Consider the following 20,223-nt stretch of genomic DNA (forward strand, 5'->3'; position numbering starts at 1 on the left):
CACGACCATGGCGGGACCCGTCCTGGAAATGCGCTCGATCGTCAAGACCTTTCCCGGCGTAAAAGCGCTGTCGGACGTCACACTGACCGTCCAGCAGGGCGAGGTCCACGCCATCTGCGGGGAGAACGGCGCCGGCAAGTCGACCTTGATGAAGGTCCTCTCCGGCGTCCACCCGCACGGCACGTACGAGGGCGAGATCCTCTTCGAGGGTGACGTCTGCGAGTTCAAGGACATCCGGGCCAGTGAGCATCACGGCATCGTGATCATTCACCAGGAGCTGGCCCTGGTGCCCTACCTCTCCCTCGCGGAGAACATCTTCCTCGGCAATGAGCACGCCTCGCGCGGGTTCATCAACTGGAACGACACCCTCAGGCACGCCAGCGAACTGCTGCGCCGGGTCGGTCTCGGCGACCACCCGGAGACCCGCGTCGCCGACATCGGCGTGGGCAAGCAGCAGCTCGTGGAGATCGCCAAGGCGCTGTCGAAGAAGGTGAAGCTGCTCATCCTCGACGAGCCGACCGCGGCTCTGAACGACGAGGACAGCGGCAAACTCCTGGATCTCATCCTGGAGTTGAAGAAGCAGGGCATCACCTCGATCATCATCTCCCACAAGCTGAACGAGATCCGCAAGGTCGCCGACTCGGTGACCATCCTGCGGGACGGGCGCACCATCGAGACGCTCGACGTGAAGGCCGCGGAGACGACCGAGGACCGGATCATCAGCGGGATGGTCGGCCGCGACCTGGAGAACCGCTTCCCGGAGCGGACGCCGCACGAGCCGGAGGAGGGCGCCTCGCCCGCCCTGGAGATCCGGGACTGGACCGTGCACCACCCGATCGACCAGCAGCGCAAGGTGGTCGACGACGTGTCCCTGTCCGTGCGGCGGGGTGAGATCGTCGGTATCGCGGGCCTGATGGGCGCCGGCCGCACCGAACTCGCGATGAGCGTCTTCGGCCGCGCCTACGGCCGGTACGCGGGCGGCACGGTCCTCAGGGACGGCAAGGAGATCCGTACGAAGACCGTCTCCGAGGCGGTCAAGCACGGCATCGCGTACGTCACCGAGGACCGCAAGCACTACGGCCTCAACCTCATCGACAACATCAACCGGAACATCTCGCTCAGCGCCCTGGGGAAGGTCGCCAAGCGCGGTGTCGTCGACGAGCACGAGGAACGGCAGGTCGCCGAGGGCTTCCGCAAGTCCATGAACATCAAGGCGCCGACCGTCTTCGAGCCGGTGGGCAAGCTGTCCGGCGGCAACCAGCAGAAGGTCGTCCTCAGCAAGTGGATCTTCGCGGGTCCGGAGGTGCTGATCCTGGACGAGCCGACGCGCGGCATCGACGTCGGTGCCAAGTACGAGATCTACACGGTCATCGACCAGCTGGCGGCCCAGGGCAAGGCGGTCGTCTTCATCTCCTCCGAGCTGCCGGAGCTGCTGGGCATGTGTGACCGCATCTACACGATGGCCGCGGGGCGGCTGACCGGTGAGTTCTCGCGGGCCGAGGCCTCGCAGGAAGCACTGATGCGCCAGATGACAAAGGACAAAGAGGTAACCCGATGAGCACGGACGTGACCGCCAAGACGCCGGCCCCCGCGCCGCCCGGCAAGGGCGGTTCGGCGACCGGTGACAGCCTGCTGCAGATGATGCTGGACGGCATGCGCCGCAACATGCGGCAGTACGGCATGCTGTTCGCCCTCGGTCTGATCGTGGTGCTGTTCGCCGTGTGGACCAACGGTGACCTGCTGCTGCCGCGCAACGTATCCAACCTGGTGCTGCAGAACAGCTACATCCTGATCCTCGCGATCGGCATGATGCTCATCATCATCGCCGGACACATCGACCTGTCGGTCGGCTCGCTGACGGCGTTCGTGGGCGCGGTGGGAGCCGTGCTGATGGTCAACCACGACATCTCCTGGCCCATCGCCCTGGTGATGTGCCTGGCCATCGGAGGTGCGGCCGGCGCCGCACAAGGGTTCTTCATCGCGTATCTCGGCATCCCGTCGTTCATCGTGACGCTGGCGGGCATGCTGACCTTCCGCGGGCTCACGGAGATCTTCCTCGAGGGCCAGACGATCGGCCCGTTCCCGGAGGGCCTGCAGAAGGTCGCCAACAGCTTCCTGCCCGAGGTCGGCCCGGACACCAACTACCACAACCTCACCCTGCTGCTCGGCCTCGCCGTGATCGTGTTCGTGGTGCTCCAGGAGCTCCGCGACCGCAAGCGGCAGCAGGAGTTCGCCCTCGAGGTGCCGCCCGCCAAGCTCTTCGCGCTCAAGCTCGTCGCGCTGGTGGCCGCCGTGCTCACCGTCACGATGCTGCTCGCCAGCTACAAGGGCGCCCCGATCGTGCTGCTGATCCTCGGTGTGCTGGTCGTCGGCTTCGGCTACGTCATGCGCAACGCGATCATCGGCCGCCACATCTACGCGATCGGCGGCAACCTGCCCGCGGCCAAGCTGTCGGGCGTGAAGGACAAGAAGGTCACCTTCCTGCTCTTCCTGAACATGGGCATGCTCGCGGCCCTGGCGGGTCTGGTCTTCGCCGCCCGCTTCAACGCGGCCTCGCCCAAGGCCGGCCTCAACTTCGAGCTCGAGGCGATCGCGGCCGCGTACATCGGCGGCGCGTCGATGAGCGGCGGTGTCGGTACCGTCCTCGGCGCGATCATCGGCGGTGTGGTCCTGGGCGTGCTGAACAACGGCATGAACCTGGTCGGCATCGGCACCGACTGGCAGCAGGTCATCAAGGGCCTGGTCCTGCTGGCGGCGGTCGGCTTCGACGTGTGGAACAAGCGCAAGGTCGGTTCGTAACCCACCGCGTCGGCACGTGAAGGGGCCCCGCCGGAAGGCGGGGCCCCTTTCCACGGGAGGCAGGAGGAAGCCTGTGAAATCGCACTTCGGCACGCTCGCCGACGGCACCGAGGTCCACAGCTGGGCACTGGAGAACGGCGGCACCCTCCTGAAGGTCCTGTCCTGGGGTGGCGTCGTCCAGTCCCTGGAGATCCCGGACCGCGAGGGCCGGTACGCCAACGTCTCCCTCGGCTTTCGCACCCTCGAGGACTACGTCGCCCAGAGCCCGTACTTCGGCGCGCTGATCGGCCGTTACGGCAACCGCATCGCCGAGGGCCGGTTCACCCTGGACGGCACGAGCCACCAGGTGGACGTCAACGACGGCGTCAACAGCCTGCACGGCGGCGCCCAGGGCTTCGACAAGCAGGTGTGGGACGTCGAGCCGTTCACCGAGGGCTCCGACGTCGGCCTGTACCTGTACCGCACGAGCGCCGACGGCGAGATGGGCCACCCCGGCACGCTCACGACGAAGGTGACGTACACCCTCACCGGGCAGGGCGACTGGCGCATCGACTACGAGGCCACCACCGACAGGGCCACCGTCGTGAACCTCACCAGCCACGTCTACTGGAACCTGGCCGGCGAGAACAGCGGCACCGCCCACGACCACGAGCTGGAGATCGCGGCCTCCCGCTACACGCCGGTCGACCCGGGGCTGATCCCCACCGGCGAGCCGGCGGACGTCGCCGGCACCCCCTTCGACTTTCGCCGCACCAAGACGGTCGGCCAGGACCTCCGGGCCGCCCACCAACAGCTGCTGTACGCCAAGGGCATCGACCACAACTACGTCCTCGACAAGGGGATCACGGGCGAGCCGGAGCACGTCGCGACGTTGAGGGACCCGTCCTCCGGACGGACCATGAAGATCGCGACGACCGAGCCGGGACTGCAGTTCTACTCGGGCAACTTCCTCGACGGCACCCTCGTCGGCACGGGCGGCGGCATCTACCGCCAGGGGGACGCCCTCTGCCTGGAGACGCAGCACTTCCCCAACTCGCCGAACCAGCCGTCGTTCCCCTCGACGGTGCTCCGACCTGGGCAGACGTACCGGTCGACGACGGTGCACTCGTTCCACGCGTAACCGTTCCGCACAGGTGGCGCACAAGTTCCTACCCGTTTCTCAGCGGTTGAACAGCACCACCCGAGCCTCCGTATGTAAGGGCGGCCCGCGCTCCCCCGCGCGGGCCACCCAATGACGACGGGCCCAGTCGTCCCCACCGGGCCCGCCCCATACGGAGGCTCCCTTTGGCTGACAACGTCACCTCGCTGTTCCGCAGCACCGCGGCGCACAGCCCGTCGATGGCGGCGCTCACGCGGGAGGGCGGCGAAGGAGCCGGTCCGGTCGACTTCTGCATCCCCTGCAACCCGTACTTCCCCACGCCTGCCATGTTCGAGGAGATGGCAGGGCGGCTGCGGGACATCATCACGTACTACCCGAGCAGCGCCGACACCATCACGGCCGAGCTGTGCAGCCTGCTCCAGCTCCCCCCGCAGTGCGTGGCGATGGGCAACGGCTCGACCGAACTCATCACCTGGATCGACCACCTGCTGGTGCGGGAGTCCCTCGCCATCCCCGTCCCCACCTTCGGCCGCTGGACCGACCAGCCGATGGAGACCGGCAAGCGGGTCGACATGTTCCCGCTCCAGGAGTCCAGCGGCTTCGCCCTGGACCTCGCGCAGTACGCCGAGTTCATCCGGGCGCGCGGCACCCGGGTGGCCGTGATCTGCAACCCGAACAACCCCGACGGCGGCTTCCTGCACAAGCACGCCATCGTGCAGTTCATGGACGCGATGGCGGACCTGGACCTGGTCATCATCGACGAGTCGTTCCTGGAGTTCGCGGACGCGGAGGTCGAGCCGAGCGTCGTCCAGGAGGCGATGCTGCGGCCCAACGTGATCGTGCTGCGCAGCCTCGGCAAGAACTTCGGCCTGCACGGCATACGGTTCGGCTACCTGGTCGCCAACCCGTCCCTCGCCGGCCGCGTCCGCTCGATGCTGCCCAAGTGGAACCTCAACTCCTTCGCCGAGCACGTGGTGTTCATCCTCAAGCAGCACGGTGCCGAGTACGCGCAGAGCCTCCAGCAGGTCCGCCGCGACCGCCTGGACATGGCCGGCCAGCTCGCGTCCCTGCCCGGACTGACGGTCTACCCGTCACAGGGCAACTTCCTCTTCGTACGCCTGCCCGTGGGCGCCGAAGGCACCGTGGTCCGGGACCGGATGCTCACCGAGCACCGGATCCTCGTCCGCGAGTGCGGCAACAAGATCGGCTCCTCAAGTCGCTTCCTGCGACTCGTGGTGCGCCCCCAGGTGGACGTGCGTCGCCTGGTGTCCGGCCTGGAACAGGTGCTCTACGGGACCAGGAGGGGAGCCGCCGTGCCCGAGCTGGCTACAGGGACCAGCTACAGCTCGGGTACGGCGGCAGTCGACCGGTTGGTCGGCGCCACCAACGGCTCCGGCATGCAGGGCCTCGCCGCTCAGGCCATGGCCGCCGCCCCGGGGCCCCAGGCCGCCCCGTCCATCGGCGCCGGCATGCCGATGCCCGCCGCGGCCCAGACCCCACAGCCGGCCCAGCCGGCCCAGCCGTTCGGGACCGGGATGCCGATGCCGGCGGTGGCCCAGGCGGCCCCACAGCCGGTCGGCTACCCGGCCCCGGCTCCGGTGCCGTCGCAGGCCCCGAACCCGATGCAGCCCCCGAACCCGATGCAGGCGCCGGCTCCGGCCCCCATGGCCGCTCCGATGCCCGCCGTCGCCGCGATGACCGGCCAGACCCCGCCGGGTGTCCCCGCCCGCGGCGGCCTCACCGCGGCCCAGGTCCGCGGCATGACCGCCCCGGCCGGCGTGCAGGACCTGTCGACGGCTCCGGCGACCGGCTGGCCGGGTGCCCAGCGCTGGCCGAACGCGGCGGGCATGGGCCAGGCCGGCTGAGACGCCTGGACGCCGCAGGTTCGTGACTGGTCTCGCCCCCGCCGCCCCTTCCCTTCCCGTCCCGTCCCTGGGGGCTGCGCCCCCAGACCCCCGCTTCGGCCCGAAGGGCCTCGTCCTCAAACGCCGGAGGGGCTGAAATTCAGCCCCTCCGGCGTTTGAGGAGCGGGGTCCGGGGCGGAGCCCCGGAAGGACGGGAAAGGGAAGGGGCGGCGGGGGCGAGAAACCGTCTCTGGGGGCTGCCTCAAACCGGGTTCAGCCTCCACTGCTGGCAGGCGTTGTTCAGCCACGACCACTGACGTACGTCGGCGGCGTCCGCGGTGGAGCAGTTCGCGACGTCGGCGACCTTGCCGGTGGCCTGGTTCACGATGCGGACGTAGCCGCTGTCGGTGGCCAGGAACCGGAACCGCTGGCAGGTGTTGTCGAGCCAGGACCACTGCCGCAGGTCGGCACCGTCGGCGGACGAGCAGTCGGCGGTGTCGAGGACCTTGCCGGTGGCCACGTTGACGAGCCGGCTGGTGTCGTCGCCCTGGTCCTCGATCCGCCACCTCTGGTTGTTCCCGCCGCCGCACGTGTACTGCTGGACGTTGGCGCCGTCGGCCGACGAACTTGCCGCGACGTCGAGGCACTTGCCGCTGTTGCGGTTGCTGATGGTGTACGTCGTCGAGGCGGCGGACGGCTCACCGGACGGGCCGGTCAGGCTCGCCCCGAGCCTGACCGGCGTACCGAGGTTCGGCGTGCCGTCGGAGTTCCAGGTGAGCTTCTGGGCCCGCGCCGTACGCCCGTTGTCGCAGCCCTCGGAGGCGGCGTCGTTGGCGTGGTAGACGATCCAGTCCTCGGTGCCGTCAGGGGACTTGAAGTGGCCGTGGTGACCGGGACCGTAGACGCCGTTCGCGTCGTTGCGCTGGAACACCGGCGTGGACTTCTTCGTCCACGAGGACGCGGACAGCGGATCGGAGCCGGTGAGGGTGAGCTGGCCGAGCTTGTAGTCGGGGGTCCAGCAGCCGCTCGCCGAGTAGATGAGGAAGGTGCTGCCGCCGCGTTGGAGGATCTCCGGCCCCTCGTTCACCGCGGCGCCGGACCTCTCCCAGGAGTTGGTCGGCGTGGAGATGGTGGAGAAGCCGGTGGCGAGGGTGTACGGGTTGGACATCCGCGCCGCGACGAGGTTCTGGGTGCCTCCTCCGCTCGCGCTGCCGAACAGGTACAGCTGCCCGTTGACGGTGGCGACCGTCGGGTCCAGCATCCAGGCGGAGTTGAGCTGGTTCTTGTAGGTGTACGGACCCATGGGATCGGAGCCCGCGCTCTCCAGCACATGCGTGCGCTGGGTCGGGTTGTAGTCCGACACGTTCTGTCCGGCCACGTAGTACAGGTACCAGCGGCCGTTGAGGAAGTGCATCTCGGGCGCCCAGGTGTTGAAGCCCGGGGAGGCGGCGTCGCCCTTCCACACCTGGACACTGGGCGCGGTGGCCAGGCCGGCGAGGGTGGCGGACTTGCGCACGGTGATGACGTCGGTCCAACTGGTCGTCACCATGTAGTAGTTGCCCTGGTGGAACGAGATCCAGGGGTCGGCGCCCTTCTGCGTCTTGATCGCGTTGGTGAACGAGGCCGCGCTCGCGGACGACTGCCCGAGCGAGAGAGCCAGCAGCAGCGCTGCCAGCAGGGTCAGTATGCGACGGGCCATCCGGAGCTCCAGTTCAGCAGGTTGACGCCCAGCTTGGGCGTGCCGTTGTCGTTGCCGTCGTAGTAGTGGTAGACGATCAGGTCCCCGTCGGAGTCGTTCATGATCGACTGCCCGCCGGGGCCGATCACGCTCCCGTGGGTCTCCAGCACCGGCGTCCCGCCGTTGTTCGTCATCGGGACGCCGTTCTTGTCGTGGTACGGCCCGGTGACGCTCGTGGCGCGGCCGACCTTGACCTTGTACGTCGAGCCGGTGCCGGCGCAGCACGTGTCGTACGAGGCGAAGAGGTAGTAGTGGCTCCCCCGCTTGACGACGGACGGGGCCTCGACGGCCTTGGTCCCGGTGGGGCGGGAGGCGATCGAGTGGCGCGTGGTGTTCCCGGCGAGCTGCTTGCCGGTCGCGGGGTCGATCTGGATCATCTTCAGGCCGGTCCACCAACTGCCGAAGGACAGCCACCACGTGCCGTCGGTGTCCACGAAGAGGTTCGGGTCGATGGCGTTGTAGTCGCTGGAGGTGGTGGAGGTGTAGACGGTGCCCTGGTCGGTCCAGGAGCCGGGCAGCCCGGTCGCCGAGGTCGCCAGTCCGATGGCGGACCTGTTCGACCCGAAGGTCGAGACGGCGTAGTACATCAGGTACTTGCCGCCGTGGTACGAGATGTCGGGCGCCCAGGCCTCGGTGGCGTACGACGACCACCAACCCGGCTTGGCCAGGAAGGCGTCGGCGCCGGCGGCGAAGGCGGTCCGGTCGGTGGAGCTCTTGTGGTCGAGGCCGCCGCCGGTGCCGTAGAGCAGGTAGCGGCCGGAGGAGGTGCGGATCATCGTCGGGTCGTGGACGACGATGTCGCCGGTGACCCGGCCGGGGTCGGGGTAGGCGGACGCGCTGCTCGGTATCAGGGCGAGCAGGACGGCGGCGGGGACGGCGAGGAGGGCGGTTCGGCGGGGGGTACGGGAGGTGCGGCTCACGCGGGGCCTCCTTGTGCGGGGATACGGTCCGTTCGATATTTCGATCACCGATCAGAACCTCGGACGGACCGTAGAATCGAACCCCTTGCGCGTCAATGGTCCGCGCAGCCCCAGTCGTCGCTTCCCCTGGTACGACACCTCCTCGGTCACGGCCGCGGCAGGCCTTTCCTCACACCCCCGGCCCGAAGTCCGCCTCCAGCCGTTCCCGCCAGCCCGCGTCCGCCAGTCCCGCCCCCACCAGCACGTCGCGCCAGTCCTCCTTGGCCAGCTGCAGGGCGTCGAGGAGGCGGTCCATGCGGCCCCGGCTGCACAGGAGGGTCGCGGCGGCGATGCGTTCCTTGTCCTCGCTGTCGCCCCGCTCGGTGAGGTGGTGAACGAGTTCGGCGAGGAGTTCCTCCACGACCCGGCCGTCGCGGCCGGGGAAGTCCTTGGCGATGCGCTGTTCGACGCGTCCGGTCAGCCTCATTCGTACTCCCATGCGAAACCCTTCGAAGCTTTCGACCCGTTTTGTCCCTTTAGGTCGCCACGCTACCTCGCCCCGCCTCGCAGGACGGGCTCTCGCAAGGACTTGACGGATTGTCGCTTTACCCGACCGGCGGGAGTCCGGCAGAACCGACTCGCTCGATGATGTCGTGGTCATGACAATTTTCATGACAATCACTCACCCGCACGCCATGGACGGACCGGCGGTGGCCCCGCCGCTCGCGAGGCCACCGCGGTGCCTCGTCAGGACTCCGGGCATTCCTTCCACGCCAGGTGGTAGACCGTGCTGATGTCCCCGTCCGTCGAGTCCATCGTCATGAAGCTGACCTTGCCCGGCGCCTGGCTGCCGGCCGTCACGCGGAGCTCGGTGTTGATGTTGAAGTTGCGCTGGACTCCGCAGGGCGCCCAGACCAGTTGGGCCCAGTCCGTGGTGTCGGTGGCCTGCCAGTTGTCGTTGTAGGGGCCGGCGAAGGGGTGGCTCTTGAACACCGTGCTCGAGGACCCCTGGAAGTAGTACGAGGCTCTCTGGACGGCACTCGCGCCGGACTGGAGTGCGGCGAAGCCGCGGTAGTCCGCGCTGGCGACGGCGTACGTGAAGCCCTGCGGGACGTGGACGAGCAGGTTGAGCTGGCAGTTCTTGCGGAAGGCCGTGGGGTCCGAGTTGCCGCCGGCCTGGGCGAGGTAGTCGCTGTACGTCACGGTGAAGGCGGTGTTGTCCTCGGAGACGGCCACCGCGGCCGTGCCCTGCGGACAGCCGGAGCCGTTCACCGTGGCGACCTTGATGACGATCTTGTCCGGGGGCGGGTCCTCGAACCCGGAGGACGGGCTTTGCGCGGGCAGTGCGGCGGTGAGGAGCGCGGCGACCGCGCCACCCAGGAGCAGGCCAGTGGTCACTGTCCCTCCCTTTCGATGGGATCGGTGGGGGGTGGATGGGCCCCGGCTCCGGGTTCCAACGCTGTGGAGACTCTGTGCAGTTGCTGTGGAGACGCGGGGCGATCGCATCGTAGGGAGACCTGACATGTCATGGACAGGTCGAACTCCGGCCATTCACCCCGACCCGTTCACACCGCCACGGGCGGGCACGCCGACCGGACCCCGGCCGGCTCCGCGGTGAACGGGACGTGACCGGGAGTCGTCATTCCGGGTGGAACCCGGGACCCGGAGGAGGAGCCCTCACAGGCTCAGGGGTTCTCCCAGGCGGCCGGTTCCGCCGCCAGCCGCTGTACCGGCTCCGGCAGGGCGTCCGCCGCGATGTCGGCGATGGTGACGCCTTCCAGGATCTTGCGGACGTTGGCCCGCAGCGCGATCCACAACGGCAGCAGGGGCTGGGCCGATCCGGTGTACGCGAGGCCGGTGGGCCGTTCGCCGCGCACCGACACGATGGGCCCGTCGACTGCGCGGATGACGTCGGCGACCGTGATCGCCCCGGCCTCGCGGGCCAGCCGGTAGCCGCCGCCCCCGCCGCGCCGGCTGTCGACGATGCCGCCGCGTCTCAGGTCGCCGAGAATGCCCTCCAGGAACTTGTGCGGGATGCCCTGGACGGCCGCGACGGTCTCCGCCTTCACCGGTCCGCCGTCCTGCCGTACGGCGACCTCCAGCACCGCCCGTACCGCGTAGTCCGCCCGCGCAGAGATCCTCATACGACAATTGTGCGGCGTCCGACCGTACAGAATGACCCAGCACCCTCGGTCGCGGACGGCACAGGCACTACAGGAGGCGCTCCCTTGGGGCTCAGCAGACGTACTTTCAGCGCCCTCGCCGGCACCACGGCGCTCGGCCTCGCGCTGAGCGGCAGCGGCGGCTTCACGTCGAACGCCCGCGTGTCCCGCAGCGTTCCCACGGGGCCCGCGCCGGGCCCGCCCGCCGCCGACCGCCGCCGCCACTCGGTCGGCTTCGACCGGTACTCACTGCTCGTCGACGGCAGGCGGCTGGTGTTGTGGTCGGGCGAGATGCACCCGTTCCGGCTGCCGAGCCCGTCGCTGTGGCGGGACGTCCTGCAGAAGATGCGCGCGCACGGCCACAACGCGGTCAGCGCGTACGTCGCCTGGAACTACCACTCCCCCGCGCCCGGCGAGTACGACTTCACGGGCGTCCGCGACCTCGGCCTGTTCCTGCGCACGGCCGCCGAGGCCGGCCTGTACGTCATCCTGCGCCCGGGCCCGTACATCGGCGCGGAGGTCGACGCCGGCGGCTTCCCCGGCTGGCTCACGGCGACCGAGGGCCGGGCCCGCACCTCCGACCCGGCCTACCTGAAGCACGCCGACGAGTGGCTGACCGAGGTGAACGCGATCGCCGCCCGGCACCAGTTCACCCGGGGCACGGGCACGGTCCTGCTCTACCAGATCGAGAACGAGTACGACTCCTTCGCCGGCGACCCCATCGGCCGGGAGTACATGTCCCACCTGTACAAGAAGGTGCGGGCCGACGGGATCGACGTCCCCCTGTTCCACAACGACAAGGGCAGGAACGGCCGTTGGCTGCCGGGGTCGTTCGACACCGGAGGCGAGAGAGGGCGCTGGCTGTACGGCTTCGACGAGCATCCCGATCCCGCCCAGGTGCCGCCGGACCAGGGGCATTTCGGCGCCGGCGGCGGCAAGGGCGGGGCCACGGCCGGCCTCGGGACGCCCGGCTTCCTTTCCGAGTCCGGCGGGGGTGGGTCCGACGCGTGGGGCGGTGTCACCTTCCAGGGCAAGGGGTACGCCGAGGCGCGGCGCACCCGGGACGCGGCCTACGAGCGGCGCTTCCACCTCACCGACCTCGCGGGCGGCATCACGCTGACCAACGTCTACATGACCTTCGGCGGCACCTCCTGGGGCTGGCTGCCCGCGCCGGCCGTCTACACGTCGTACGACTACGGGGCGGCCATCGACGAGGGGCGCAGGGCCACCGCCAAGCTGGCCCCGATGCACCAGCTGGGGCATCTGCTGCAACGCGTGCCGGATTTCGCGAAGCTGGACCGGGCGGCGCAGGTGAGGGCGACGGACGACCGGCTGAAGGTGTACCACCTCACCAATCCCGACACCGGTTCCCATGTCTACGTCGTGCGCAACGACACCGACGAGGACATCTCCTCGACCATGCCGGACGCCGGGTTCGCGGTGCCGTTCACCGTCCCGGCCCGGGACGCGCTGCTGCTGACCGCCGATCTGGCCCTGGGGCGGCGGAAGTTGAAGTACGCCACCGTGCCGCCCATGTTCTGTCTCACCGCGGGGCGGCTGGACATCGCCCTCTTCGCGGGGCGGCACGGCGACATGGCGCAGATCGCGCTGGAGAGCCCACAGGACGTGGAGGCGACCCGGCTGGACCCCGAGGGCGCGTGGATCTACGACCGCGGTCTGCTGCGCGTGACCGCGCCGCTCGGCGTCGGCGGGCTGACCCGGGTCAGGATCGAGGCCGCCGGGTCCGAGCGGCCGATGCTGCTGCTCTTCGCCGACGACGCGAACGCCCGGCGGATGTGGCCGTTCGACACCCCGTCGGGCACGGTGCTGGTGTACGGTCCGCCGCTGGTGCGCGAGGTGACCGTGCGCGGCGACACGGTGCACCTGACCGGCGACACCCACGGCGCGACCGGCCTCGAGGTGTGGGCCCCGCGGGGTGTCGGTCACGTCACCTGGAACCAGCGGCCGCTGCGCACCAGGATCAGCGCCACCGGCAGTCTGCTGGCCGAGCCGCTGCTGCCCGCCGTGGGCCCCGTGACGCTGCCCGCGCTGGCCTCGGGCTGGCGACGGCGGACGGAGGACCCGGAATCCGACCCGGACTTCGACGACTCCGCCTGGCCCGTCGCCGACAAGAAGACGTCGTTCAGCATCACGCCCGTGCCCGAGGGGCAGCCCGTCCTCTTCGCGGACGACTACGGCTTCCACTACGGCGACGTCTGGTACCGGGGGCGCTTCACCGGCGCATCCGGCGCCGAGTCGGTCTCCCTCTCCTACAGCACGGGCACCCAGGGCCTGCTGATGGCGTGGCTCGACGGGACGCCGCTGGGCACGCACCGCATGCCGGTGCCCGACGAGGACACGGTGGGGAAGGGCAGCTGGGCGGAGACGGCCACCTTCGCCCTGCCCGGGAAACTCCGCTACGGAGGCGGTGGCGGTGACACGCACGTCCTGTCCGTCCTCGTCCGCCGCATGCAGCACGACCAGGACGGCGCGGCGGACGACGCGCACAAGGTGGCACGCGGCCTCACCGAGGTCACCTTCAAGGGGGCCTCGCCGCAGCCGAAGGTGAGCTGGCGGCTGCAGGGCACGGCCGGACCCGACCCCGTGCGCGGGCCGATGAACACCGGCGGGCTGTTCGGGGAGCGGGAGGGCTGGCACCTGCCCGGGTTCGCGGACGGCGAGTGGCGGACGGTGGACCTGCCGCACGCCGACCACGGACAGGGCGTCACCTGGTACCGGAAGACCTTCCGGCTGGCCGTCGACCCCGGGACCGATGCCTCGATCGGGCTCACCCTCGACGACGACCCGACCCGCGCCTACCGCGTCCAGATCTTCCTGAACGGCTGGAACATGGGCCAGTACATCAACGACGTGGGCCCGCAGCACACCTTCGTCCTGCCGAACGGGATTTTGCGCACACGTGGCACCAACACACTGGCGCTGGCGGTCCTGTCCGACGGGACCACACCGTCGGGCCTGCGGGACGTGCGGCTGACCCTGTTGGGGGTGGCGGCCGGAGGAGTGCCGGTGGCACCGGTGGACTCCCCCGGCCGCTGATCCCTGACTGCTGCGCCGCTGCTACGCCAGCCGGATCACGTTCCAGGACAGCGGCTCCAGGACGGCCGTCAGGGTGCCGTCCGTCAGGGCGGTGCCCTCCACCGGGTGCGGGGCGACCCGCTCGGGGTCGTCGAGGGTGTTGCGGGCGTCCGGGTCCGCGTCCGCGAGGGCGCTGTGCTCCACGACCGAGGACAGGTCGAGGCCGCTCAGGGCGACCTCGAGCGGCAGCGCGTCGGACTGGCTGCGGTTGACCGCGAAGACGGTGACCGTGCCGTCCTCCGCGCGGACGGCGGTGGCGTGCAGCAGGTCGGCCTCGCCGTACTTCTCCGTCTCGTACGTCGGTGAGTCGACGCGGACGTCGAGGACCTCGCCGCGGCCGTACTTCGCGGCCTGCGCGAACGGGAAGAACGTCGTCTGCCGCCAGGCCGGGCCGCCCGGCTCGGTCATGATCGGCGCGATGACGTTGACGAGCTGGGCGAGGCAGGCGACGGTGACGCGGTCCGCGTGCCGGAGGAGGGCGATGAGCAGCGAGCCGAAGACGACCGCGTCCATCACGCTGTAGTTGTCCTCCAGCAGGCGCGGGGCCTCGGGCCAGTCGTCCTGCTGGAACGTCTTCGCGTGCTCCTCCCACTCGGGCAGGTACCAGACGTTCCACTCGTCGAAGGAGAGGTTGATCTTCTTCTTCGACTTGAGCTTCGCGCCCACGTGGTCGGCGGTCGCGACCACGTTGTCGATGAAGGACTCCATGTCGACGGCGGAGGCGAGGAAGGAGCCGACGTCGCCGTTCTCCGGCCAGTAGTAGGCGTGCAGGGAGATGTAGTCGACGAGGTCGTACGCCTCCTTGAGGACCGTCGCCTCCCACTCGGCGAAGGTCGGCATGCTCTGGCTGGAGGAGCCGCAGGCGACCAGTTCCACGCCCGGGTCGATCTGGCGCATCGCGCGGGCCGTCTCGGCGGCGATCCGGCCGTACTCCTCGGCCGTCTTGTGGCCGGTCTGCCAGGGGCCGTCCATCTCGTTGCCCAGGCACCACAGTTTGATGCCGAAGGGGTCCTTGTCGCCGTGGGCGATGCGCTGCTCGGCGAGGGCGGTGCCGGAGGTGTGGTTGGCGTACTCCTGGAGTTCCAGTGCCTCGGCGACGCCACGGGTGCCGAGGTTGACCGCCATCATGGGCTCCGCCTGCGGGCCGAGCTTGCGGAGGAAGGCGATGTACTCGGACAGGCCGAAGCGGTTCGTCTCGGTGGAGTGCCAGGCCAGGTCGAGGCGGCGGGGGCGGTCCTCCGCCGGGCCGACGGAGTCCTCCCATTTGTAGCCGGAGACGAAGTTGCCGCCGGGGTAGCGGATGGCGGTCGCGCCGAGTTCGCGGACCAGGTCCAGGACGTCGGTGCGGATGCCGTCCTCGTCGGCGGCGGGGTGGCCGGGTTCGAAGATGCCGGTGTAGACGCAGCGGCCGAGGTGTTCGACGAAGGAGCCGAAGAGGCGGGGGTTCACTTCGCCGATGGTGAAGGCGGGGTCGAGGGTGAAGCGGGCGGTCGTGCTCATGGGGTCCTTTCGGGGTGGTTCTGTTTCGTCGCCGGGTGCGGGTCGTGTGTGGCTGGTCGCGCAGTTCCCCGCGCCCCTAAAAGACCTCTGGCCAGCCGCTCTTTTTCCAGTTCAGCTTGTTGAGCCCTAGCTTTGGCGTGCCCTGGTCCTCCGCGTCGTAGTAGTGGTACGCCAGCCAGTCCTGGCCACGGTCGCGGAAGACCGACTGGCCGCCCGTGCCCACGTACCTGCCGTGGCCGGCGAGGAGCAGGTCGCCGCCGCCCTCCAGCATGGGCTTGCCCGCGCTGTCGACGTACGGGCCCGTCACCTTCGTCGATCTGGCCACCCTGATCTTGTACGTCGAGTTCACGCCGGAGCAACAGGCGTCGTAGGAAGCGAAGAGGTAGTAGTGGCGGCCGTGTTTCACGATGTACGGGCCCTCCACCGCGTACGGCGCGTCCGGGCGCGTCGCCAGGTGGTGAACCGTGGTGTCCGGTACCGCCTTGCCCGTCCTCGGGTTCAGCTCGACCATCCGGATGCCGGTCCAGTACGAGCCGAACGACATCCACCACCGGCCGTCCGCCCGGACGATCGCCGGGTCGATGGCGTTCCAGGTGTCGGTCGCCTCGGAGATGAAGGCCTTGCCGTGGTCGGTCCAGGTCCCGGGGAGGCCGGTCGGGGAGGTGGCGACGCCGATCGCGGAGTGGTTGGTGCCCCAGGAGGAGACCGCGTAGTAGAGCCAGTACCGGCCCGCCCGGTAGGAGATGTCGGGGGCCCACGGGTCGCCGGTGTCGTTGTACTCGTACCACCAGCTCGGCGGTTCGGCGAAGGCGTTGCCCGCGTCGGCCCAGTGGACCCGGTCCGCGGAGACGCGGGCGCCGATCACACCGCCGGTCGAGTAGGCGACGTAGCCGCCGGACCTGAGGCGGATCACCGTGGGGTCGTGGATGATCTGCTGCCCCGTGACGCGCTGGGGGTCGGGGTACGTGACGTCGGCGCGGGCCGTGTTCGGCAGCAGGGCGACCACGGCCGCGGCGAGCAGGGCAGCGAGTCTGAAGCGCTTGGGCACCAGGGCTCCTTACTGGCCCGCCAGACCCGTGTGGGCCACGCCCCGCACGATCTGGCTCTGGAAGAAGACGAACACGACGATCAGCGGCAGGCCCGCGAGCAGGCCGCCGGCCATGAGCTGCGGCCACACGATCCCGAAGGCGTTCTGCACGGTGGCGATGCCGTTCGGCATGGTCATCAGGTCGGGGTTGTTGGTCACCATGTAGGGCCAGATGAAGTTGTTCCACGAGGCGATGAAGGTGAAGATCCCCACCGCCGAGAGGGAGGGCTTCGACAGGGGGAGGACGATCGTGAAGAAGATCCGCCAGCGGCCCGCGCCGTCGATGAAGGCGGCCTCCTCCAGTTCGCGGGGCAGCGACTGGAAGAACTTGTAGAGGATGTAGACCATCGCGGCCGGCGCGCACTGCGGGAGGATCATGCCCCAGTAGGTGTCGACCATCCCGAGCGCCTGCACGGTGGTGAAGAGCGGCACGCCGAGGATCGCCGGCGAGAACATCAGGCCCGCCATCGTGACCGCCATCAACGCCGGCTTGCCGCGGAACTCGGTGCGGGCGAAGCCGTAGGCCGCCAGCGAGGCGGTGAGCAGCACGATGAACGTGACGCAGACGGAGACCACGACGGAGTTCACGAACCAGTTGGGGATGTTGCCCGCGTCGAGGACGCCCTTCCAGGCCTCGAACGTGAGGTCGTCCGGGATCCAGTGCGGGGACGTCACCGACTCGGTGGGGGTCTTCAGCGACGTCGACAGGGCCCACACGAGCGGGGCGACCCAGATCGCGGACAGGACCAGGGCGACGATCGTCAGGGCGATCTGTGCCGGTGTCCAGGTGCTTTTGGGCTTGCGTACGACAGGCGTCGGCGTCGTCATCGGGAGGTGCCCTCCTCGCGGTTGCGCAGCAGCCACATCCGGCCGAGGGCGACCACGGCGATGATGAGGAACAGGATGAAGGAGATCGCGGAGGCGTAGCCCACGCGGTAGCTGGTGAAGCCCTGTTCGAGGGTGTACTGGACGAAGGTGCGCGTCGACTCCTCGGGGCCCGGGCCGAACTGGTACATCACGACGGCCTGGTCGAAGACCTGGAGTGAGGCGAGGATCTGCAGGGCCAGGACCAGGCCGGTGATGTTGCGCAGGTTGGGCACGGTGATGTGGGCCAGCCGCTGGAAGGCGTCCGCCCCGTCCAGCTCGGCGGCCTCGTAGAGGTGGTGGGGGATGGCCTGGAGGGCCGCCAGGTAGAGGAGGAACGAGAAGCCGACCGTCCACCACAGGGTGGCGATGACCACGGCGAGCATGGCGGTGGACTTCTGGGTGAGCCAGGGGGTTTCCAGGCCTAGGACGTGGTTGACCATGCCGTTGACGGGCTGGAACAGCCACCACCACAGATTGCCGATGACGGCCGACGGCAGCAGGAACGGCGCGAAGAAACAGAGCCGCCACAGCCACCTGAAGTGCACGGTGTGGTGGGCGATCAACGCCATCAGGAGGGCCACGACGACGATCGCCGGGACGACGTACAGGGTGAACTGGACGCTGTGCCACAGCGACGACCAGACGAGGTCGTCCTTCAGTGCCTCCCGGTAGTTGTCGAGGCCGATGAAGCTGGTGTGGTCGCCGGAGATGTTGGCGTCGGTCAGGCTGAGGTAGAGGCCGCGGGCGACCGGCACGATGACGAAGAGGCCGTACAGGATCAGGAACGGGGCGACGAACCAGCCGCCGTGCTGGAAGCGGCGGCCCCAGCGCACCCGGGCGGACTCGGCGGCGGTGGCCGTGCGGGGGCGCAGGGCGGGCGCGAGGGTGGTCGTGGTGCTGCTCATGCGGCGCCTCCCGTGACCGTGAGCTCCTCGGCGGCGGTGCGGCCGTCCATCGGGTTCTTCATCGCGAGCAGCTGCTCCAGGGCCGACTTCATCCGGCGGGCCGCGGTGTCCGGTCTGGCGGAGCCGAGGCTGGAGGCGGCGATGATCGGGCCGACGCGCTGGGCGAGGATGCCGGTGGAGCCGGCGAACCAGACGCGGGGCTCGGTGGCCGGGTGGTCCATGGCGGGCCTGGAGTACTCGTCCTGCGGGGCGAGTTCGAGGTATGCCCGGTCCTTGAAGGTGGGTAGGTGGGCGGGGACGTGACCGCCGGCCGCCCAGGCGGTGGCGTGGGTGACCATGTAGGCGGCGAGCAGGTGCGCGGCCTCGTTGGCGGCGCCACCGCGGTCGGACTGGTGGGGCAGCACGAAGGAGTGCGACTCGGCGTGCGTGGCCGGTGCGCCGAAGACCGGGGGGAGCGGCTGGGCGCCGTACTGCAGCTTCTCGCCGTTGAAGTACGGCACCGACCAGTTGCCCTCCCACACGAACGGGGATCCTCCGAGGAAGGCTTCGGCGTCCGTCTCACCGGGGTTCACGTAGCCGTCGGTGACGTGCTTGCGGAGGAACTCCAGGACCTCGGTGGCCTTGTCGGTGTCGAAGGTGACGTCGGTGCGGTCGTCGTCGAAGTAGGTTCCGGCGAGCTGCTGGTAGAAGGCGACGAAGAACCACCAGGCGAAGTTCTGGTCGTAGGCGTGCAGGCCGAGGGTCTGCTGTCCGTTCCGCAGCCGTGCTTTGGCCGCCTTGAGGATGTCGAACCACTCGTCGGTGGAGCCGGCGGCGGGCAGCCGGCCGTCGGCGTCGAGGAGGCCGGCCTTCTCGCACACGTCCTTGCGGTAGAAGTTCAGCTGGACGTGGATGTCGAGGGGCAGGGCGTACAACTTGCCGTCGATGACGCCGCGTTGCCACAGCACCGGGTTGAAGTCGGCCTGGCGGACGCCGTACTTGGCGAGCAGGTCCAGGTCCCAGGGGTCCAGGAGGCGACCGGGTGCGAAGCCGGGCACGCGGCCCTGGTGCATGACGGCGAGTTCCGGTGCGCGGTTGCCGGCGGCGGCCATGGCGAGCTTGGTGTAGTAGGGGCCGCCCCAGGTGAGTGTGGAGGCCTTGACGGCGGTCTCCGGGTTCGCCTTGCGGAAGGCGTCGACCATGGTGACCTGGTTGGCGCCGTCGCCGCCGCTGAAGAGGTTCCAGTAGCGCACGCGGGTGCGGGCGCTGGACGCGAGCGCGTCCGCGCCGGTGCCGAGGGCCGCGAAGCCGAGGCTGCCCGCGACCGTCAGGCCGCCGGCAGCGGCCAGAAGTTGCCTGCGATTCAGGCCAGGTTGTCCCATTCCCCGCCCTCATTGTGTTCGGTATACCGAATGATGCCCGTAACTTCGAACGGGACCGTAAGTTCGAAGCGCTTGCGCGTCAATGGGTCGGACGGAAATGAGCGGTATCGAAAAGTGGCGGGTAAGGCTTTCGGAAAGTGATCGTTCCTTGTTGAACAACGGTCGCGGGATCGCATGACGCGGACAGTTCCGGACGCGTAATCTCGGACGGGCCGCCGAACGGCGGTGAGAAGGGGGCACGATGGACATCGCGGGCGCGCGGAGGACTGCGTCCCGGATCGCCGCGGCGCTGCGGCGTTCGCGGCGCGGCGCCACGATGCGGGCTCTGGCGGCCGATCTCGCCACCGCCCTGCGTACCAGACCCCGTCCCCCGTCCGACGTCCGCGAGTTGTGCGCCGCACTGTGCGAGGAGATGAGCGTCCGCCGCGGCGGACGGCCCGTCGAGCTGCGCTTCGAGCGGTTCCCCGACGAGATCGAAGTCACCGGCCTGTGGGTGGAGTTCGCGGACTTCGACCTCGTCATCGTCGAGGAACGGGCCGAGGCCATGCAGCAACTGGTCATCCTCGGACACGAGTTGTGGCACATGACCGCCGAACACACCCACCACCACGTGGCCGGTACGGCGGCGGCGCACGCTCTCGCCGAGCAGCCCGGCTGGAAGGACGTGGCGTTGACCGTGGCCGCCCGCGACGGCTCCCGGCAGCGCGACGAGTCCGAGGCCGACGACTTCGGCCACCGCCTCGCCGCCGTCTTCCGGCCCCTGCTCTCCTTCGAAGGGTCCCCGAACCCGCCCCTCGACCCGGTGCAGCGGTCCATGGGCTACCGCGGACGCGGAGGTACGGCGCGGTGATCACCGCCTTCGCACC

15 protein-coding genes and 1 pseudogene are annotated in these 20,223 nt (G+C 69.5%); 6 read left to right on the forward strand and 10 right to left on the reverse strand.

Annotated features, from left to right (window positions below; all coding sequences use genetic code 11):
• Nucleotides 1-7 precede the first annotated feature (7 nt).
• From mmsA to ACZ5XS_RS27670, 4 genes and pseudogenes are all read left to right on the forward strand, one after another.
• Nucleotides 8-1,558, forward strand: coding sequence for a multiple monosaccharide ABC transporter ATP-binding protein (mmsA, locus tag ACZ5XS_RS27655; RefSeq protein WP_468655702.1), 1,551 nt, complete (start codon nt 8-10; stop codon nt 1,556-1,558).
• Entirely contained in the window at nt 1,555-2,799 is a 1,245-nt protein-coding gene (mmsB, locus tag ACZ5XS_RS27660) for a multiple monosaccharide ABC transporter permease (protein ID WP_468655704.1), read from the forward strand. The genes mmsA and mmsB overlap by 4 nt, the downstream gene beginning before the upstream one ends.
• Nucleotides 2,800-2,848: 49 nt before the next feature.
• Nucleotides 2,849-3,919 (forward strand): annotated as a pseudogene (locus tag ACZ5XS_RS27665) (aldose epimerase family protein); the annotation flags it as partial.
• A 164-nt stretch (nt 3,920-4,083) separates the two neighbouring features.
• A complete protein-coding gene (locus ACZ5XS_RS27670) occupies nt 4,084-5,763 on the forward strand; it encodes a pyridoxal phosphate-dependent aminotransferase (protein ID WP_468655706.1) in 1,680 nt (559 codons plus the stop codon).
• 241 nt (nt 5,764-6,004) lie between these two features.
• Here ACZ5XS_RS27670 and ACZ5XS_RS27675 read toward each other — a convergent pair whose 3' ends face one another.
• The 5 genes from ACZ5XS_RS27675 to ACZ5XS_RS27695 all read right to left on the reverse strand — a co-directional run bounded on the left by ACZ5XS_RS27675 (nt 6,005) and on the right by ACZ5XS_RS27695 (nt 10,523).
• A complete protein-coding gene (locus tag ACZ5XS_RS27675) occupies nt 6,005-7,441 on the reverse strand; it encodes a family 43 glycosylhydrolase (RefSeq protein ID WP_468655708.1) in 1,437 nt (478 codons plus the stop codon).
• A complete protein-coding gene (locus ACZ5XS_RS27680; protein WP_468655710.1) occupies nt 7,423-8,400 on the reverse strand; it encodes an arabinan endo-1,5-alpha-L-arabinosidase in 978 nt (325 codons plus the stop codon). The genes ACZ5XS_RS27675 and ACZ5XS_RS27680 overlap by 19 nt, the downstream gene beginning before the upstream one ends.
• A 169-nt stretch (nt 8,401-8,569) precedes the next feature.
• Nucleotides 8,570-8,866: a hypothetical protein gene (locus ACZ5XS_RS27685; RefSeq protein ID WP_217240687.1), complete on the reverse strand. Its 297-nt coding sequence runs from the start codon at nt 8,864-8,866 to the stop codon at nt 8,570-8,572.
• Nucleotides 8,867-9,126: 260 nt separating this feature from the next.
• Nucleotides 9,127-9,777: a DUF4360 domain-containing protein gene (locus ACZ5XS_RS27690; protein ID WP_468655713.1), complete on the reverse strand. Its 651-nt coding sequence runs from the start codon at nt 9,775-9,777 to the stop codon at nt 9,127-9,129.
• Between the two features lie 287 nt (nt 9,778-10,064).
• The gene (locus ACZ5XS_RS27695) at nt 10,065-10,523 is read right to left on the reverse strand and encodes an RrF2 family transcriptional regulator (RefSeq protein WP_217240521.1); all 459 of its coding nucleotides are present in this window, start codon (nt 10,521-10,523) and stop codon (nt 10,065-10,067) included.
• A gap of 84 nt (nt 10,524-10,607) precedes the next feature.
• On the opposite strand from ACZ5XS_RS27695, the gene ACZ5XS_RS27700 reads away from it, so the two are divergent.
• Nucleotides 10,608-13,598: a glycoside hydrolase family 35 protein gene (locus ACZ5XS_RS27700; RefSeq protein ID WP_468655715.1), complete on the forward strand. Its 2,991-nt coding sequence runs from the start codon at nt 10,608-10,610 to the stop codon at nt 13,596-13,598.
• 21 nt (nt 13,599-13,619) lie between these two features.
• Here the strand turns inward: ACZ5XS_RS27700 and arfA are convergent, their stop codons facing one another.
• The 5 genes from arfA to ACZ5XS_RS27725 all read right to left on the reverse strand — a co-directional run bounded on the left by arfA (nt 13,620) and on the right by ACZ5XS_RS27725 (nt 19,357).
• On the reverse strand, nt 13,620-15,137 hold the full coding sequence (gene arfA / locus ACZ5XS_RS27705) for an arabinosylfuranosidase ArfA (RefSeq protein WP_468655717.1): 1,518 nt from the start codon (nt 15,135-15,137) through the stop codon (nt 13,620-13,622).
• 76 nt (nt 15,138-15,213) lie between these two features.
• A complete protein-coding gene (locus ACZ5XS_RS27710) occupies nt 15,214-16,185 on the reverse strand; it encodes an arabinan endo-1,5-alpha-L-arabinosidase (protein ID WP_468655719.1) in 972 nt (323 codons plus the stop codon).
• Nucleotides 16,186-16,194: 9 nt separating this feature from the next.
• Nucleotides 16,195-17,052 (reverse strand): carbohydrate ABC transporter permease, encoded by an 858-nt coding sequence (locus ACZ5XS_RS27715; protein WP_468655721.1) that lies wholly within the window; start codon nt 17,050-17,052, stop codon nt 16,195-16,197.
• On the reverse strand, nt 17,049-17,996 hold the full coding sequence (locus ACZ5XS_RS27720) for a carbohydrate ABC transporter permease (RefSeq protein WP_468655723.1): 948 nt from the start codon (nt 17,994-17,996) through the stop codon (nt 17,049-17,051). Before ACZ5XS_RS27720 ends, ACZ5XS_RS27715 begins: the two co-directional genes overlap by 4 nt.
• On the reverse strand, nt 17,993-19,357 hold the full coding sequence (locus ACZ5XS_RS27725) for an extracellular solute-binding protein (protein ID WP_468655725.1): 1,365 nt from the start codon (nt 19,355-19,357) through the stop codon (nt 17,993-17,995). The genes ACZ5XS_RS27720 and ACZ5XS_RS27725 overlap by 4 nt, the downstream gene beginning before the upstream one ends.
• A 241-nt stretch (nt 19,358-19,598) precedes the next feature.
• On the opposite strand from ACZ5XS_RS27725, the gene ACZ5XS_RS27730 reads away from it, so the two are divergent.
• Entirely contained in the window at nt 19,599-20,207 is a 609-nt protein-coding gene (locus tag ACZ5XS_RS27730; protein ID WP_468655727.1) for a toxin-antitoxin system, toxin component family protein, read from the forward strand.
• Nucleotides 20,208-20,223: the final 16 nt, after the last annotated feature.

The organism is Streptomyces sp. NPDC033131 (assembly GCF_055578365.1).